This is a genomic window from Cupriavidus sp. FW305-27 (genome assembly GCF_058787995.1).
In genome coordinates, this window is sequence record NZ_JBYTAG010000021.1 from 65720 (window position 1) to 83589 (window position 17870).

At 67.9% G+C, this 17870-nt stretch carries 14 protein-coding genes; 10 read left to right on the forward strand and 4 right to left on the reverse strand.

Annotated features, from left to right (window positions below):
• Positions 1-14: 14 nt before the first annotated feature.
• The 4 genes from AC3WRI_RS12725 to AC3WRI_RS12740 all read left to right on the forward strand — a co-directional run bounded on the left by AC3WRI_RS12725 (position 15) and on the right by AC3WRI_RS12740 (position 4732).
• On the forward strand, positions 15-797 hold the full coding sequence (locus tag AC3WRI_RS12725; RefSeq protein WP_010814060.1) for a (Fe-S)-binding protein: 783 nt from the start codon (positions 15-17) through the stop codon (positions 795-797).
• Complete coding sequence (locus tag AC3WRI_RS12730) at positions 794-1495, forward strand: LutC/YkgG family protein (protein ID WP_010814061.1); 702 nt, start codon at positions 794-796, stop codon at positions 1493-1495. The genes AC3WRI_RS12725 and AC3WRI_RS12730 overlap by 4 nt, the downstream gene beginning before the upstream one ends.
• The gene (locus tag AC3WRI_RS12735) at positions 1492-2937 is read left to right on the forward strand and encodes a LutB/LldF family L-lactate oxidation iron-sulfur protein (protein WP_010814062.1); all 1446 of its coding nucleotides are present in this window, start codon (positions 1492-1494) and stop codon (positions 2935-2937) included. Before AC3WRI_RS12730 ends, AC3WRI_RS12735 begins: the two co-directional genes overlap by 4 nt.
• A 94-nt stretch (positions 2938-3031) precedes the next feature.
• Positions 3032-4732 (forward strand): lactate permease LctP family transporter, encoded by a 1701-nt coding sequence (locus AC3WRI_RS12740; protein WP_010814063.1) that lies wholly within the window; start codon positions 3032-3034, stop codon positions 4730-4732.
• A gap of 73 nt (positions 4733-4805) precedes the next feature.
• On the opposite strand, the gene AC3WRI_RS12745 is transcribed toward AC3WRI_RS12740, so the two are convergent.
• The 3 genes from AC3WRI_RS12745 to AC3WRI_RS12755 form a co-directional block, all read right to left on the reverse strand.
• Positions 4806-5927: a CaiB/BaiF CoA transferase family protein gene (locus AC3WRI_RS12745; RefSeq protein ID WP_011616346.1), complete on the reverse strand. Its 1122-nt coding sequence runs from the start codon at positions 5925-5927 to the stop codon at positions 4806-4808.
• A gap of 20 nt (positions 5928-5947) precedes the next feature.
• Positions 5948-6922 carry a Bug family tripartite tricarboxylate transporter substrate binding protein gene (locus tag AC3WRI_RS12750; protein ID WP_010814065.1) on the reverse strand — a complete coding sequence of 325 codons (975 nt, stop codon included), beginning with the start codon at positions 6920-6922 and terminating at the stop codon, positions 5948-5950.
• Positions 6923-7004: 82 nt separating this feature from the next.
• Positions 7005-8801, reverse strand: a complete 1797-nt coding sequence (locus tag AC3WRI_RS12755) for an acyl-CoA dehydrogenase family protein (protein WP_492293396.1) — start codon at positions 8799-8801, stop codon at positions 7005-7007.
• Between the two features lie 120 nt (positions 8802-8921).
• On the opposite strand from AC3WRI_RS12755, the gene AC3WRI_RS12760 reads away from it, so the two are divergent.
• The 4 genes from AC3WRI_RS12760 to AC3WRI_RS12775 all read left to right on the forward strand — a co-directional run bounded on the left by AC3WRI_RS12760 (position 8922) and on the right by AC3WRI_RS12775 (position 12818).
• Complete coding sequence (locus tag AC3WRI_RS12760; RefSeq protein WP_439669568.1) at positions 8922-9842, forward strand: LysR family transcriptional regulator; 921 nt, start codon at positions 8922-8924, stop codon at positions 9840-9842.
• Between the two features lie 457 nt (positions 9843-10299).
• The gene (locus AC3WRI_RS12765) at positions 10300-10614 is read left to right on the forward strand and encodes a FeoA family protein (RefSeq protein WP_041687895.1); all 315 of its coding nucleotides are present in this window, start codon (positions 10300-10302) and stop codon (positions 10612-10614) included.
• Positions 10615-10629: 15 nt separating this feature from the next.
• On the forward strand, positions 10630-12486 hold the full coding sequence (gene feoB / locus AC3WRI_RS12770) for a ferrous iron transport protein B (protein WP_492293397.1): 1857 nt from the start codon (positions 10630-10632) through the stop codon (positions 12484-12486).
• A gap of 14 nt (positions 12487-12500) precedes the next feature.
• Positions 12501-12818 carry a DUF6587 family protein gene (locus AC3WRI_RS12775; RefSeq protein WP_010814070.1) on the forward strand — a complete coding sequence of 106 codons (318 nt, stop codon included), beginning with the start codon at positions 12501-12503 and terminating at the stop codon, positions 12816-12818.
• Positions 12819-13195: 377 nt separating this feature from the next.
• On the opposite strand, the gene AC3WRI_RS12780 is transcribed toward AC3WRI_RS12775, so the two are convergent.
• Positions 13196-14545, reverse strand: a complete 1350-nt coding sequence (locus AC3WRI_RS12780) for a hypothetical protein (RefSeq protein WP_492293398.1) — start codon at positions 14543-14545, stop codon at positions 13196-13198.
• A 591-nt stretch (positions 14546-15136) separates the two neighbouring features.
• On the opposite strand from AC3WRI_RS12780, the gene leuA reads away from it, so the two are divergent.
• A complete protein-coding gene (gene leuA / locus AC3WRI_RS12785; protein WP_011616342.1) occupies positions 15137-16834 on the forward strand; it encodes a 2-isopropylmalate synthase in 1698 nt (565 codons plus the stop codon).
• A 345-nt stretch (positions 16835-17179) separates the two neighbouring features.
• The gene (locus AC3WRI_RS12790; protein ID WP_011616341.1) at positions 17180-17824 is read left to right on the forward strand and encodes an OmpW/AlkL family protein; all 645 of its coding nucleotides are present in this window, start codon (positions 17180-17182) and stop codon (positions 17822-17824) included.
• Positions 17825-17870: the final 46 nt, after the last annotated feature.

Here is a 17870-nt window from a genome sequence, read left to right on the forward strand (position 1 = left end):
GTCCGGAGCGAGACATGAAGGATCGTCAGTACCCCACCGGCCCTGCCCCCACGCAGGCCTACCTGTTTGCCACCTGCCTGGTCGACATGTTCGTGCCGCAGGCCGGCCTCGACGCCGTGCGGTTGCTTGAACGCGAAGGGCTCACCGTGCACTTCCCGCGCGGCCAGAGTTGCTGCGGCCAGCCCGCCTACAGCAGCGGCAACCCCGACGCGGCCCGTGCGGTGGCGCGCGCCCAACTCGACCTGTTCAGCCAGCCCTGGCCGGTGATCGTGCCATCGGGCTCATGCGCGGGCATGATGCGCCACCACTGGCCGCAGCTCTTTGCCGACGATCCGGTGGCCGGCCCCAAGGCACTGGAACTGGCCGGACGCATCTATGAACTGGGCGAATTCCTGCTGCATGTGCTGAAGGTGGACTTTGGCGATGCCGCAGCGGCGGGCCAGGCGCAGGAGCGCATCGTGCTGCATACCTCGTGCGGCGCCCGTCGAGAAATGGGTACGCGCCAGCACGGCGTGGCCCTGGTCGACGCGCTGCCGGGCGTGACCCGCGTGGAGCATGAACGCGAGTCCGAGTGCTGCGGCTTCGGCGGCACCTTCTCGCTCAAGCATCCCGATATCTCCGGCGCCATGGTGCGCGACAAGGTGGCCTCGGCCTGCGCCACCGGTTGCGACCGGCTGGTCTCGGCCGACTGCGGCTGCCTGCTCAATATCGGCCATACCGCGGCGCATGACCGCGCCCCGCTGCAGGTGGAGCACCTGGCCACCTTCCTGTGGCGCCGTAGCGGAGGTGCCGCATGAGCACGCCCGGCGCCCGCGAACGCATGCTCGGCCGGCTGCGCGCCGCCGCGCCTGCACCGTCCCCAGGCACCGCGGAACTCGACCGCCGCATCGACGGCCATTTCGAGGCACGCCGCCATGGCACGCCAGCCGTTGGCGAACTGGCCGGCGCGATGCAGGCGGCACTGCAAGGGCTGCATGCCGAGGTCTGGTGCGCCAGCGAAGCGGCCTGGCCGGCATTGCTGGCCACTGAGCTGGCCAATGCCGGCGTGAAGCGCCTGCTGCTTGATCCCGCCAGCCAGGCCGGTGCCGCACTGGCGGCCGCCTTGCCGGCCCACATCGAAGCCATCGGCTACGACCGCCCGATCGAAGCGTGGAAGGCGGAGCTGTTCGACACCATCGATGCCGGCTTCACCGTGGCGCGCTCCGGCATTGCCGCCACCGGCACGCTGGTGGTCGCGCCCGATGCGGGCTCGCCACGCACGGTGTCGCTGGTGCCGCCGCTGCATGTCGCGCTGGTGCGCGCCTCGACGCTGCACGCCGACCTGCATATGGCCGTGCGCACCGAGCGCTGGTCCGACGGCATGCCGGCCAACCTGGTGCTGATCTCCGGCCCCTCCAAGACCTCCGACATCCAGCAGACGCTGGCCTACGGCGCGCATGGTCCGCGCCGGCTGTGGGTCGTGATCGAGACCGACACTGCGGAGGCCGGGCAATGAGCCAGCACGCACTGAATTTTGTTCCGCCGCAGGACTTCAAGGCACGCGCCCGCGAAGCGCTGGACGATCCCAAGCTGCGCCAGAGTTTCCGCGGCGCGATGGACTTCCTGCAGGGCAAGCGCCTGGCGCAGTTCCCCGACGCGGATGAGCTGGAACGCTTGCGCGACCTGGGCGAGGCGGTGCGCCAGCACGCGCTGGCCAACCTGCCGGACCTGCTGGTGCAGCTGGAGGCAAAGCTCACCGCCGCCGGCGTGCAGGTGCACTGGGCCGAGAACGCCGACGAAGCCAACGCGATCATCCACCGCATCGCGGCATCGAAGCAGGCGCAGCGCGTGATCAAGGGCAAGTCGATGGCCAGCGAGGAGATCGAGCTGAACCATTACCTGGCCGAGCGCGGCGTGGACTGCATCGAGTCGGACATGGGCGAGTACATCGTCCAGCTGGCCGGCGAAAAGCCCTCGCATATCGTGATGCCGGCGATCCACAAGACCAAGGGCGATATCGCGCAGCTGTTCCAGGCGCATATCCCCGACACGCCCTATACCGAGGATGTCGACGCGCTGATCCAGACCGGCCGCCGTGCGCTGCGCCAGGCCTTTGTCGAAGCGGATATCGGCTTGTCCGGCGTGAACTTCGCAGCCGCGGACACCGGCACGCTGTGGCTGGTGGAGAACGAAGGCAACGGCCGGCTTTCCACCACCGTGCCCGACGTGCATATCGCCATCATGGGCATGGAGAAGGTCGTGGCCCGGCTGGAGCATATCGTGCCGCTGTCCACGCTGCTGACGCGCTCGGCCACCGGGCAGGCCATCACCACCTACTTCAACCTGATCTCCGGGCCGCGCCGCGCCGGCGAGCGCGACGGCCCGCGCGAGGTCCACCTGGTGCTGCTCGACAACGGCCGCACCCAGGCCTATGCCGACACGCAGCTGCGCGCCACGCTGCAATGCATCCGCTGCGGCGCATGCATGAACCACTGCCCGGTCTACACGCGCATCGGCGGCCACGCCTACGGCACGACCTATCCCGGCCCCATCGGCAAGATCATCTCGCCGCACCTGCTGGGGCTGGACGCCACCGCCGACCTGGCCACCGCCTCGAGCCTGTGCGGCGCCTGCGGCGAAGTTTGCCCGGTGCGCATTCCGATTCCGCAATTGCTGGTGCGCCTGCGCACCGAGGCCAACCGTGATCCCGCAGAGCAGGTCGTCAACCCGCTGCGCGGCCAAGGCGCCAAGTACAGCCGCGGCGAGCACCTGGTGTGGCGTTTCTGGAGCGGCGCGTATTCGCACCCGGCGACGTACCGGCTGTTCCGCTGGGCCGCCACGCGGCTGCGCGCGCTGACGCCGTCGAAGCAGATGGGATGGACGCAGCACCGCACGCCGCTGAAGCCGGCGGCGAAGAGCCTGGCGGACTTGCTGAAGGAGAAGGGGCAGCCGGAGTAATCCGTCATCACGGGCGCGAGCGGAACCGCTCGCGGCTGTGTTCACCAACAAAACAAAGATTTCCCGAAACACCACCGAAGCAGGAGACTAAACCGTGCAACCCTGGACCCAACTCTATACACCGCTGGGCAGCCTGTGGCTGTCGTCGCTGGCGGCAGCCATTCCCATACTGTTCTTCTTCATTGCGCTGGCCGTCTGGCGCATGAAGGGCCATGTCGCCGCGGCCGTGACGCTGCTATTGGCGCTGGCCGTGGCGATCTTCGCCTACGGCATGCCTGCGCAGCAGGCGCTGGCCTCGGCCGGCTTCGGCTTTGCCTATGGGCTGTGGCCGATTGCATGGATCATCGTGACCGCGGTGTTCCTCTACAAGATCGTGGTCAAGACCGGCCAGTTCGACGTGATCCGCGCCTCGGTGCTGTCGATTACCGACGACCAGCGCCTGCAGATGCTGCTGATCGGCTTTGCCTTCGGCGCCTTTCTGGAAGGCGCGGCGGGCTTCGGCGCGCCGGTGGCGATCACCGCGGCGCTGCTGGTGGGCCTGGGCTTCAACCCGCTGTATGCGGCAGGCCTGTGCCTGATCGCCAATACCGCGCCGGTGGCGTTCGGCGCGATGGGCATCCCCATCATCGTGGCCGGTCAGGTCACGGGCATCGATCCCTTCCATATCGGCGCCATGGCCGGCCGCCAGCTGCCGCTGCTGTCACTGCTGGTGCCGTTCTGGCTGGTGTTCATGATGGACGGCGCCAAGGGCGTGCGCGAGACGTGGCCGGCGGCGCTGGTGTGCGGCGGCAGCTTTGCCGTGACGCAGTACTTCACCTCCAACCATATCGGGCCCGAACTGCCGGACATCACTTCGGCACTGGTCAGCCTGGTGTCGCTGGCCGCGTTCCTGAAGGTATGGCAGCCGCGCAGCGCGTCGCAGCGTGCCGGCGGCAATGTCAGCGGCGGCACCGTCGCGCTGGCTGGCTTCGGCGGCGGCTTCGGCGGTGCGATGTCCAGCCGCAAGGCTTCGCCCTACACCCTGGCGCAGACGCTGCGCGCGTGGGCGCCGTTCGGCATCCTGACCGCCATCGTCACGGTGTGGAGCCTGCAGCCGTTCAAGGCGCTGTTCGCGGCCAATGGCGCGCTGGCGGGAACGGTGCTGAAGTTCAAGATCCCCGGGCTGGACCAGATGGTGATCAAGGCCGCGCCGATCGTGGCCACGCCCAAGGCCTATGACGCGGTGCTGAAGCTCGACCTGCTCTCCGCCGTCGGCACCGCCATCCTGCTGACCGCTCTGATCTCGGCGGTGCTGCTGCGCATGAAGCCGCGCACGCTGCTGGCCACCTTTGCCGAGACCCTGGTGGAACTGGCGCGCCCGGTGCTGTCGATCGGCCTGGTGCTGGCATTCGCCTTTGTCGCCAACTACTCCGGCATGTCGTCGACACTGGCGCTGCTGCTGGCCGGCACCGGCGCGGCCTTCCCGTTCTTCTCGCCGTTCCTGGGCTGGCTGGGGGTGTTCCTGACCGGTTCGGACACTTCGTCCAATGCGCTGTTCTGCGCGCTGCAGAACACCACGGCGCATCAGATCGGCGTGTCGGACACGCTGCTGGTCGCCGCCAACACCACCGGCGGCGTCACGGCCAAGATGATCTCGCCGCAATCGATCGCCGTGGCCTGCGCGGCGACCGGGCTGGTGGGCAAGGAGTCGGAGCTGTTCCGCTTCACGGTCAAGCACAGCCTGCTGTTTGCCGTGATCATCGGCATCATGACGGTGGTGCAGGCTTACCTGTTGCCGGGGATGATCCCGGGGTGATGAGCTAGCCGGAATCAATGAAGAAAGGCGGCCATATGGCCGCCTTTTCGTTTGCCGCGCGGCAACGTCGCGTCTAATCCAGGAACTCGTCCCCTTCGGTGAGCGGCGCATACCGGTACGTCGCCGGCGTCCGGCTCAGCTTGACCGGCGCACCCAGCCCTTTGTAGCCACCCTCCATCTCCACCACCATCTCGCGGTGCTGCGTATGCGGATGCTGCAAGGCGTCGGCCACGGACAGCACCGGCGCGCAGGGCACGCCCGCGGCCACCAGCTCGTCGGCCAGCACCTTGCCATCGAACTCGCACAGCCTGGCTTCCAGTTCCGCCTTCAGCGCCACGCGGTTCACCGAGCGCGCGCCCGCCGTGGCATAGCGCTCGTCATCGGCCAGTGCAGGCAGCCGCAGGTGCTCGCACAGGATGCGGAACTGCCGGTCGTTGCCCACCGCCAGGAAGATCGGGTCGGTGGCGGTCGCCACCGTGTCGTACGGGTAGATGTTGGGATGCGCATTGCCGGTGCGCTGCGGCGTCTTGCCGCTCATGAACCAGTTGGCCGCATGCGGATGCAGCAGCGACAGGCCGGAGTCATAGAGCGCGGCCTCGACGAACTGGCCGCGCCCGCTGCGCGCGCGCTCCTGCAGTGCCAGCAGCACGCCGATCACGGCGTTCAGGCCGGTCACCATGTCCACCACCGGCAAACCCACGCGCAGCGGATCGCCATCGGCCTCGCCGTTGATGCTCATGATGCCGGACATGGCCTGGATGGCGGCGTCGTAGCCGGGCAGGCCGCCCAGCGGGCCATCCGCGCCGAAGCCGGACACGCGGCAATGGACCAGCCGCGGGAAGCGCGCGGACAGCGTGTCGTAGCCCAGCCCCCACTTCTCCATGGTGCCGGTCTTGAAGTTCTCGACCAGCACGTCGGCCTCGGCCAGCAGCGCAAGCAGGACTTCACGATCCGCCTCGGCGGTCAGGTCCAGCCGCATCACGCGCTTGTTGCGGTTCAGGCCGAAGTAGTAAGAGGCCACGCCGTCCTTGAACGGCGGCCCCCAGGTGCGGGTGTCGTCGCCCTGCGGCGGTTCGATCTTGAGCACGTCGGCGCCGTGGTCGCCCAGGATCTGGCCGCAGTACGGGCCGCCCAGGATGCGCGACAGGTCGACCACGCGGATGCCGGCGAGCGCGCCGGGGCTGGTTTGGGTCATGGCTGGTTTTCCTGTGCGGTTCAGTCAAGCTGGGCGCCGGACTTCTGCACCACGGCGCGCCACTTGCCGACCTCGGCCTTGACGAAGCCGCCAAGCTGCTCGGGCGTGGTCGACGGCGCGAACTCCAGGCCCTGCGCCTGCAGGGTCTTGCGCACCTCGGGCTGCTTGAGCGCATCGGCAAAGGCACGGTTGAGCTTGCCGATCACTTCGGGCGGCGTGCCGGCGGGCGCGACCACGCCGAAGAACACCGATACATCGAAACCTGGCACGCCCTGCTCGGCCACGGTCGGCACATCCGGCAGCGCCTGCGAGCGCGCCTTGGTGGTGACGCCCAGTGCGCGCACCTTGCCGCTCTTGATGAAGGGCATCGCGGTCAGCACATCGGTGAAGGTCATGCTGACCTGCCCGCCCAGCAGGTCGTTCAGCGCGGGACCGGTGCCCTTGTACGGGATGTGCTGGAAATCGGTGCCGGTGACGTTGTTGAACAGCACCCCCGCCAGGTGCGACGAGGCGCCGTTGCCGGACGAGGCATAGGTCAGCTTGCCCGGGTGCGCCTTGCCATAGGCGATCAGCTCCGCGACGTTCTTCGCCGGCACGGACGGGTTGACCACCAGTACATTGGGCAGCTGGCCGATCTGGATCACCGGCGCGAAGCTCTTGACCGGGTCGTAGTTGATCTTGCGGTACAGGCTGACGTTGATCGCCAGCGGCGCCGAGGTGCCGAACATCAGCGTGTAGCCGTCGGGCTCGGCGCGCGCCACCACCTCGGCACCGATGTTGCCGCCGGCGCCGGCGCGGTTTTCCACCACCACCGGCTGGCCAAGGCTGGTCTTGAGCGCAGCGGCAAGCGTGCGCGCCATGGCATCGGTGGGGCCGCCCGGCGGGTAGGTGACGACCATCATGATCGGCTTGGACGGAAAGTCCTTCTGCGCGAAGGCGGGGGCGATAAAGAGCGAGCAGGCGGCGATGGCCGCTACGCGGTGCCAGAGTTTCATGGCGTTGTCTCCTGGGTATAGGACGTCTCCCGCCTCGGGGCAGGATGGTTTTGCGGGGGATTGGTGCCGGACGTGGATCCGGTCAGAACACATTGACCTGGTCGACCGCGCCGGCGGCACGCACGGTGCCGTCAACCGGCGCGACGGTCTCGGCCAGCCATTCGGGCTCGGCCTGCGCGGCCAGCGGGTCCTGCGGCAGCACGCGATGGCGCAGCACCAGCTGCGCCAGCCGCATGCGGCGCACCGAGCCGATGCGCCCGGCCTCCCAGGCCATCGCCACCGCGCTGGTGACGTGGTACAGCGCCGAGGCCGCCTGGCGCGCCATCAGTTCGCCGTCGGCGCCGGCATCGGCGGCTTGCGCGGCCAGATTCGCAGCGGCGGCGATGGCGCGTTCGAACACGGCACGCGCCGCCGCATGCATCGGCGTATCGGCCAGCAGGCCAGCCAGGTGTGCCTGCAGCACCGGCAGCGCGCCTTCGCGGCGGACCGCCCGCAGCACGTCGAGCGCAACGATATTGCTGGTGCCCTCCCAGATCGAGCCAAGGTGGGCGTCGCGCACCAGGCGCGGATCACTCCATTCCTCGATATAACCGCAGCCGCCGCGGATCTCCATGGCGTCGCCGGTGACCTTGCGCGCATCGCGGCAGGCGCGGAACTTGATCAGCGGCGTCAGGATGCGCATCAGCGGGTAGGCGTCGGCCTCGCCGGCATCTGCGCGGCGCAGCGCTTCGGCGGTCTGGAACACCATGGTACGCGCCTGCTCGGTGGGCAGGGTCAGCTTGAGCAGCTGGCGGCGCATCAGCGGCATGTCCTGCAGGCGCTTGCCGAACGCCTGGCGCTCGCGTGCGATGAACAGGCCCTCGGTCAGCGCGCGGCGCATCAGGCCGGCGGCGCGCACGCCGTTGGACAGGCGCGAGTTGTTGATCATGTCGGCCATCTGCACGAAGCCGCGGCCGGGTTCGCCGACCAGCCAGGCATGCGCGCCTTCCAGCCGGATCTCGCCGCTGGCCATCGAGCGCGTGCCCAGCTTGTCCTTCAGGCAGATGATGCGGTAGTGGTTGTCGCTGCCATCGGCCAGCTTGCGCGGCAGCAGGAACAGCGACACGCCCTTGTGGCCCGGCACGGCGTTGCCGGCCTCATCCTCCACGCGCGCCAGCACCATCGCCAGCGCGGCATCGGGGTTGGAGCAGAACCACTTGTCGCCCAGCAGGCGCCAGCCGCCCTCGGCCGAAGCGTCGCGCACCGCGCGGGTGGCAGTGGCGGCGACGTCGGAGCCGGCGCCCTGCTCGGTCATGAACATCGCGCCCTGGTGCAGATCATCGAACACCTGGGTGGTCAGGTTGGGCAGGTAGCGCCCGACCAGCGCCGGGTCGCCGAACTTGCGCAGCGTGCGCGTCAGCGAATCGGTCATCGAGAGCGGGCAGCACAGGCCGAACTCGGCCTGCACAAACAGATATGTGAGTGCATACTTAGCCGCTGGCGGCATGGGCTTGTCCCAGCCCAGCACCCCGCCGCGGTGCGACGCCGCCGCCAGGCCGAATTCGGCAAAGGCCACGCGCTCCATCTCCACATAGGCCGGATGCTTGTCGATGCGCTGCGCATCCACGCCCGCGCGGGTACGGTAGGTGAGTTCGGGGGGATGGCGGTCGGCCACGCCGGCCAGTTCGTCGAGCACGCCGCCGGCCAGCGCACCCATGCGCTCCAGGTGCGGCAGCAGGTGGTTGAACAGGTCGGGCGGCAGGTAGAGCGGCAGCAGCGCGCGCAGGTCGGGGTCGGCGGCAAACAGGCTGCCGCCCTGGCGGTCCGGTACCGGGTGGGCAGCGGCCGGTGCGGCGCAAGGGGCTTGAAGTGTGGTGTCGCGCACGGCGCTGGATGGCATGGCGGGTCTCCTGGGATTGGACGGTGCCGGCTTGCGGCCCCTTTGGCCTCCATTATTGAAACCCCAAGGATTCGCGTCTAATTCTAAAATTGGCTTGATCAATATAAATTCTGTATCGCCATGGAATTCCGCCACCTGCGTTACTTCCTCGTGCTGGCCGAGGAACTGCACTTCGGGCGTGCCGCGCGCCGGCTTGCCATTTCCCAGCCGCCGCTGTCGCTCAATATCCAGCAGCTGGAGGCCTCGGTCGGGGCGCGGCTGTTCGACCGCGACAGCCGCGGCGTGCGGCTGACCGCGGCCGGACGGGCCTTCCGCGAATCGGCCACGGCGCTGCTGGCGCAGGCCGAGGCGGCGCGGGTGCTGGCACGCGAGATCGAGGCGGGCGCGATCGGGCGGCTGCGGGTGGGCTTTGTCGGCTCGATGCTGTATCGCGGCTTGCCACAGACGCTGCGCGCGTTCCAGGCGGCCTATCCCGGCATCCAGGTGGCGCTGACCGAGCTCAACTCGCAGGAGCAGATCGACGCGCTGCTGCACGACGAACTCGACGTCGCCTTTATCCACACCGGCCGCGTGCCGGACACGCTGCAGGCTACGCTGGTGCACAGCGAGCCCTTTGTCTGCTGCCTGCCGGCCGACCATGCGCTGGCCGCGCTGCCGGAGTTGCCGCTGGCGGCATTGCGCGGCAAGCCATTCGTGCTGTTCTCGCGCAAGGCCTCGCCGGACTACTACAGCCGCATCTTCGACATGTGCGCGGCGCAGGGCTTCTACCCGCAGATCCGGCATGAAGTCCGGCACTGGCTGTCGGTGGTGTCGCTGGTGTCGCAGGGAATGGGCGTGGCGGTGGTGCCGGCGGCGCTGGCGCGCTCCGGCATGGCCGGGGCCGCGTTCCGGCCACTGGCCGACTCGTCGGTACGCTCGGAGGTCTACTGCGCGTGGAAGACGGCGCCGGACCATCCGGCGCGCGACCATTTCGTCGGCATGGTGCGGGAGATGACAGCCGCCGCCCACGGCAGCCCCAAAGAAAAAGCCACCGGTCCATAGACCGATGGCTTGTGAAGTACGCGTGGAACGGGGTGTTCAGCGTGCTTGAAGCTTAACCCTGCCCGCTTACGGCATCCAATAACGCAAATGCAGTAATTGATTGGCGCTGCATGAGGCTGGTTGCATTCGGCTTCGCAAAGCCGAACTGTGCTGCATCAGGCTGAATTCATGCGCAGCCTTCTACACTTCTACCCGCGCCCTGCGGCACCGGTCGCGCGTGACGTCAGGCCCGGGAAACGTTGCCAAGGCCGCCCGCGCCCCCCAGCCACCCATACCCCGAACGGTTATCATTTGCCGCCTGCGGCGCAATGACGGCGGCAGCAGGCCGGCGTGCCCGCCCTTTGAGGGGCAACGCCATGCCTCAATTACGATACAATGAAAACGATTTTCATTTACACACCCCGGCGTGGTCGCGCTGACCGCTTGGCGGCAGACCGCGCCACGGACTGGAAGCATGATGCGGTTGTCTGAACTTCCACGGCGCACGCCCGCCGTTGTGCAATCGGTGGACGACGCCACCCCGGGAGACCCGGTCGCGCGCCGCCTGCGCGAACTGGGCTTCGTCCCCGGTGAAGCCGTACAGATCATCGCCTACGGCCCCTTCGGCATGGACCCGCTGGTGGCACAGGTAGGCTTCACCCGCTTTGCGCTGCGCCGCTCGGAAGCGGCACGCATCGGCGTAGCGGTCGCCAGCGCCTCGGTCACCAGCATCGCCCCCGCCACGCAGGGCGGCGACCAGACCGCCAAACCGTCCGCAAAACGGACTGCCTGAGCCTTCCCCCGGATTATGTCTACAGCTCCTTCCACTTCCGCCCTGCGCATTGCGCTGGTCGGCAATCCCAATTGCGGCAAGACCGCACTGTTCAACCGCCTGACCGGCAGCCGCCAGAAGGTGGCCAACTATGCGGGCGTGACCGTCGAGCGCAAGGAAGGCTACTTCGTGTCGCCGGCCGGGCGCCAGGTGCGCATCCTGGACCTGCCGGGCGCCTACAGCCTGCACGCGGCCAGCCTCGATGAAGCCATCACGCGCGATGTCTGCCTGGGCAGGCGTGCCGGCGAGCAGCGCCCGGACCTGCTGGTGTCGGTGGTCGATGCGACCAACCTGCGCCTGCACCTGCGCTTCGTGCTGGAACTGCGCCGCCTGGGCCTGCCCATGGTGGTCGTGCTCAATATGAGCGACGCCGCCGCGCGGCGCGGCATCCAGATCGATCGCGACAAGCTGTCGGCCGCGCTGGGCGTGCCGGTGGTCAGCACCGTGGCGGTGAAGCGCGACGGCGCCGCGACACTGGTCAGCCTGCTTGACGACACCCTGCCGCCGGCCCCGCCGGTCACGCCGGAACCCGCCAACGACATTGACGTGCATGCCGAGGTCAACCGCCTGCTGGCGGCCGCGGTCAGCATGCCGGCGCGCACCGCCGCGCTGGATGACCGCCTCGACCGCATCGTGCTGCATCCGGTGATCGGCCTGCTGCTGCTGGCGCTGCTGCTGTTCCTGATGTTCCAGGCGGTGTTCTCGTGGGCCGAGCCGTTGATGGACGGCATCGAGGGCGGTGTGCACTGGGCCGGCGAGATGCTGGGCGCCTACCTGCCCGACGGCATGCTCAAGAGCCTGCTGGTCGACGGCCTGGTCGCAGGCCTGGGCAGCGTGGTGGTGTTCCTGCCGCAGATCCTGATCCTGTTTCTGTTCATCCTGACGCTGGAGGAATCCGGCTACCTGCCGCGCGCGGCCTTCCTGCTGGACCGCCTGATGATGGGCGCGGGGCTGTCGGGGCGCTCGTTTATCCCGTTGCTGTCCAGCTTTGCCTGCGCCATCCCCGGCATCATGGCCACGCGCACCATCCAGGACCCGCGCGACCGGCTCACCACCATCCTGGTGGCGCCGCTGATGACCTGCTCGGCACGGCTGCCGGTGTATGCGCTGCTGATCGGCGCCTTCATCCCCGAGCGCACCGTGATGGGCCTGTTCAACCTGCAGGGGCTGGTGCTGTTCGCGCTGTACGTGGCCGGCATCGTCAGCGCGCTGGTGGTGGCCTACGCGCTCAAGTTCTTCCGCCGCGACCGCACCGACCATCCGCTGCTGATGGAGCTGCCGTCGTACCGCATCCCCAATCCGCGCGATGTGGCCATCGGCCTGTGGGAGCGTGCCCGCATCTTCCTGTCGCGGGTGGGCAAGGTGATCCTGGCGCTGACGGTGCTGCTGTGGTTCCTGTCGACCTTCCCGTCCGCGCCCGTGGGCGCGACCGCGCCGGCCATCGACTACAGCTTTGCCGGCATGATCGGCCATGCGCTGCAGAAGGTGTTCGCACCGGTGGGCTTCAACTGGCAGATCTGCATTGCGCTGGTGCCGGGCCTGGCCGCGCGCGAAGTGGCCGTGGGCGCGCTGGCTACCGTCTATGCGCTGTCGGGCAGCGAAGAGACCGTGGCCACGCAGCTGGCGCCGATGATCGCCGCGCAATGGTCGCTGGCCACCGCGCTGTCGCTGCTGGCCTGGTACGTGTTCGCACCGCAGTGCATCTCCACGCTGGCAGTGATCCGGCGCGAGACCGACTCGTGGAAGGTGATGGCGCTGTCGGCGGCCTACCTGACCGGGCTGGCCTACCTGGCGGCCTTCGTGACCTACCGCGTCGCGCTGATGTTCAGCTGAGGCACCGCGCCGCCATGACCCTCTACCACGCCATCGAAACGCTGCTGGTCCCGCTGATCGTGCTGGCATGCGCGGTGTCGGTGATCGCGCGCTACGCGCCGCGCACGCGCGAGCGCGTCAAGGCGGCGCTGGCCGCGCGCCTGGGCGGCGGCGCCGCCACCGGCTGGCGTGCCCGGCTGGTGCGCTGGCTGGCCCCGAAAGCCGCAGCGGGCTGCGCCAGCGGCTGCGACGACGGCGGCTGCAATACCTGCGGATCCAACACCGCCGGCACCACCTCCGGCACGCAGGACAAGCCTGCCGAACAGGTGATTCGCTTCGTGCCCAAGCGCTGAACGGCGCGATTTCCTCCTCCACAGATCCACGCAGAAACGGGTACGCCCGCTGCTTCCGCCCGGCGCGGAGGCAGCGCTTTGCGCTCGCCTGCAGGCTGTCCAGCGGCGATAAAACGTGCCTGGAAGGGCTGGCACTTTCGCACGCAGAAACGGGTACGCTTTGCGCACTGGCTTGCCTGGTGCGCATATAGGGGACGTCCCGCAAAGGCAGGCTCAGCCTTGTCCCGACGCCTATGCTGGCCTGCCCCGGCAGCACCTGAAACGCTTGGCGCCGGTCACGCAGAAACGGGTACGCTTTGCCGGCAGCCTGCAATTTGCCCACAAAGCGAAACGCCCTCCGGATGGAGGGCGTTTCGCCAGGCGCGGGAACCTGCTGCTTACTTGACCGTACCGTAGAAGACCAGCTTCAGCGGCGTATTGTCGGCGACGGCATTACAGGTCACGGTAAGAGTGAAGTCGCCCTGCGCTGTGCCAGTGACGTTCTTCTGATGATCCGCGACGCCAGGCGACAACTCCACCGGGCCGGTGCTGGTCCACGCCCAGTTGATGCACGCGGTGTACTGCGCATCGTCGCCAAGGTGCTTCATGCGCGCGGTCACCGGGATACTCATCGGCGGCATCAGCAGCAGCGTCATCGGATCCTGGTTGTCGCCAACCAGCGCCCAGACCGGGTTCTCGGTCACCGTCAGCGTGGCGCTGCGGCGTTCGCCGAGCCTGGTGCTGACAGCCGTCACCGTCAGGCTGCTCTGGACCGGACCCTTGTCGTTGGCCAGGCTGGTGCTGACCGTGGCGTCATGCGTACCCGCCGCTTCCGATGCGGACAGCGTGGCCGAGGTCGCCGTGTAGGTCCAGGCGCCGTCGAACTCCGCGGTCACGTCCTGGCCATCGTGGCGCAGCACACGCGAGGTGAAGGTTTCCGGACGGTTGCTGAAGACCTGCAGCGCATTCACCTCGCGGCCGCCCTTAATCGTCACCACGCGATAGGCGGCGGCGCCGTTCTTCTGCACTGTCACCGCGATCAGCCCGGCAATGGCATGCCCGTCCGGTGCTGTCACCGATACCGAGACACTGGCCGTGGCCACGGCAGTGGGTGAGCTGTTGCTCGCCTTCAGCGTGGCGCTGTTCTGGCTGGCAGTGACCTGGACCGCGGAGCCGCTGCTGGACCATGCCCAGCTGTTGACGCTGGCGGACACATCGGCGCCGTTGCTGTCGACCAGCGATACCTTGACCGGCAGCGTCTGCCCGTCGCTCATCGACAGGCTGCTGTTCGGGATCGACAGGCTGTAGCTCAGCGCCGAGGCCGGCACCACGGTGATGGTGGCGGATTGCGCGGGCAGCTGCACCGTGGTGTTGTCGGCGCCCTTGACGCTCGCCACCACCTGGACGGTGGTCGTCCCGGTTGCAATGCCCTTGACCACGGCGCTGCCCGGCGTGGTGGCACTCGGCTCCACGGTGGCAATGCCGCTGTCGGTACTGGTCCAGCTGAAGGTGGTGTTGCCGGAGACGTCGATGCCGTTGCTGTCCACTGCCAGCGCGCTGATGGTGATCGTGCGGCCGACGCCGACCTCGCCCGAGGTCACGCTCATCTTCACCGTATAGGTCAGCGGCGTGGAACCGCCTGCGTTTGGCGTGGCGGGCGTGCTCGAACCACCGCCGCCACCGCACGCTGCCAGCAGCATGGTCATGGCAGCGCCCGCCAGCCAGGATGCCCACGTTCTCAGTCTCATGATGTTCCCCCCCAGTCATGTGTTTTTTCCCGCGCTACCAGCCTAGGCACAAAGATGCCAGCGCAATACCGGCCAGAGGACTGAGGCGCAGCGCACAGAGCATGCGCGTGATTCATCCTTTCAGCGCAGCGGCACCGCCATTCGGGCGAGGCAAACATGACCGGCAGGGTCCCGGCCGCAACCTGGCCCCAGCCGTTTGGCGCAACCCGCGCATGGCAGCCCCCCGATCGGGCCACGTTCGCACCCGGCGCTCCCCCACGCTTGACCGGGGCCGGCCTTGTCGACTAACCTTTGCCAGTCATCCGGCTCCTGCCGGATGCGCACCAACCACGAGCGGCCCCGGCCCTCCTCCTCCAGGCACGATGAACCGTTACACCAGCACACTCAGCCAGGCTGCCGATGCGTCCCGCATCGCTGCCCGCGCGCGCGTGCTGGCTGCCCTGGCATCGGGCCGCGCCCTGCGCGCTTCCTCGCTACTGCTAAGCCTATCGACCGGTTGCCGGGCCTAGTGCCCCGTGGCAGTTCGGCAGCCTTTCGCCACCGTTTCTTCCGTTTTTCCTTTACTTCCCTTAGCGAGGAAGGAGACCCCGTATGCTCAGCAATCCCGCCACCAAGTACCACCCCGCCGCCACCGTCGACATCCCTGACCGCACCTGGCCCGCCCGCACCATCACGCGCGCACCGCGCTGGATGAGCACCGACCTGCGCGACGGCAACCAGGCCCTGATCGAGCCGATGAACCCGGCGCGCAAGCTGCGCTTCTTCGAGCAGCTGGTGAAAATCGGCCTGAAGGAAATCGAAGTGGCGTTCCCCGCCGCCTCGCAGACCGATTTCGACTTCGTGCGCATGCTGATCGAGGAGCAGCGCATCCCCGAAGACGTCAACATCGTGGTGCTGACGCAATCGCGCGAAGACCTGATCCGCCGCACCGTCGAGTCCGTGCGCGGCGCAGCGCGGGCCACGGTGCACCTGTACAACCCGATCGCGCCAGCCTGGCGGCGCATCGTCTTCAATGCCTCGCGTGAAGAGATCAAGGAGGTCGCGGTCTCGGGCACGCGCCTGATCAGGTCGCTGACCGATGCCATGCCTGGCACGGCATGGGCCTATGAATATTCGCCCGAGACTTTCAGCCTGGCCGAGCTCGACTTCTCGCTGGAAGTCAGCGACGCCGTCTCTGCGGCCTGGCAGGCCGGCCCGGACCGGCCAATGATCCTGAACCTGCCGACCACGGTCGAATGCAGCACGCCCAACGTGTTCGCCGACCAGGTCGAATGGATGCACCGCCGCCTGGCACGGCGCGAACACATCGCGCTGTCAGTGCACCCGCACAACGACCGCGGCACCGCGGTGGCCGCCGCGGAGCTGGCGCTGATGGCGGGCGCGGACCGCGTCGAAGGCTGCCTGTTCGGCAACGGCGAGCGCACCGGCAATGTCGACCTGGTGACGCTGGCGCTCAACCTCTATACGCAGGGCGTGGCACCCGGGCTGGACTTCTCCGATATCGACGCAGTGCGCCAGTGCGTTGAGCACTGCAACCAGCTGCCGGTGCATCCGCGCCACCCGTATGTGGGCGACCTGGTATTCACCGCGTTCTCGGGCTCGCACCAGGATGCGATCCGCAAGGGCTTTGCACAGCAGCAGCCGGACGGCATCTGGGAAGTGCCCTACCTGCCGATCGACCCGGCCGACCTGGGCCGCAGCTATGACGCGGTGATCCGCGTCAACAGCCAGTCCGGCAAGGGCGGCATGGCCTACCTGCTGGAGCAGGTGCATGGCATCTACATGCCGCGCCGCCTGCAGATCGAATTCAGCCGCGCGGTGCAGGCCATGACCGACGACACCGGGCTCGAGGCGAGTGCCGATGATCTTCATGGTTTGTTCCAGCGCGAGTACCTCGCGCAGCAGACACCGCTGCGCTATGTATCGCACCAGCTGGTATCTGACAGCGGCGGCGCCACGGAGATCGAAGTGCAGATGGTGCGCGACGGCAAGCCGTGCAGCGTGCGCGGCACCGGCAACGGGCCCATCGATGCCTTCGTCAATGCGCTGGACTTGCCGGTACGCGTGATGGATTACCACGAGCATGCGATGAGCGCCGGCGCGGATGCACGCGCGGCCTGCTACGTGGAAGTGCGCGTGGGCGATTCGCCGACAGGGTTCGGCGCCGGCATCGACGCCAACCTGGTCACGGCATCGCTGCGCGCGGTGATCTCGGGCGTGAACCGGCACCTGCAGGCCGGCTTTGGCGCGGCGCAGGCCCCGCAGTCCGCCGAGGCCGCCGACGCCTGACACCGCAAGCCGCCGCAAGAAAACCGGTGTGCCCCGCCCCCACGGGGCACACCCGGAAAGACGCCCTTGCGGACGCCCACGACATGCTCGGTGCCGATCCGCACACGCTGCATGCGTGCTCGGATCTTTCGCACAGCGTAAGGGGCAGCATCGCACCGCGCCACGAATAATTCCGCATGTGTTTAGAAGCGTCGGCGCAGCTGGCACACCACGGCGCCTTCCTCGCTGTAGCGCCTGCGCGACGCAGCCAGCCCACGTTCCCTTCTACTTGTCTTGGGTCAAAGCCCAACCCGGCCTGCTCGGCCAAACTGGGTCCGGATTTGATACCAGACCAAGCAGAACCTCATGAAAACACTCTCTCTCCGCACCCGGGTCACCTGTTCCGCCATCGCCGCCTGCGCCATGCTCGGCGCCTTCGCCACCCCTGCCGCCGCCGCGGACGATGCCCAGGGCAACTGGATGGTGCGCCTGCGCGGCACCTATCTCGACATGGCCAACAGCTCCGACCCCGTCGGCGGCGTCGGCCCGTCGGACCGCATCACGGTCAACAACAAGTGGATTCCCGAGTTCGACGTCACCTACTTCTTCACGCCGAACATCGCCGCCGAACTGGTGCTGACAGTGCCGCAGAAGCAGGACGTCTACCTGGACGGCAACAAGGTCGGCACCTTCAAGCATCTGCCGCCGACGCTGCTGGTGCAGTACCACTTCATCCCCAACGGTACCTTCCGCCCATATATCGGCGCGGGCCTGAACTTCACCCGCATCTGGGGCGCGGACATCGCCAACAACTCGCTGCAGCTCGATAGCTGGAGCGTCGGTCCCGCGCTGCAGATCGGCATGGACTACAAGCTGACCAAAAACTGGTTTCTCAACGCCGACATCAAGAAGATCTGGCTGTCGAGCGATGTGAAGGCGGGGGATGTCAAGGTATCCAAGGTGAACCTGGATCCGTGGCTGTTCAGCATGGGGGTGGGTTACCGCTTCTGATCGGGATCCAACTGGCAAGAAGGGCCGGCAACGCCGGCCCTTCTTG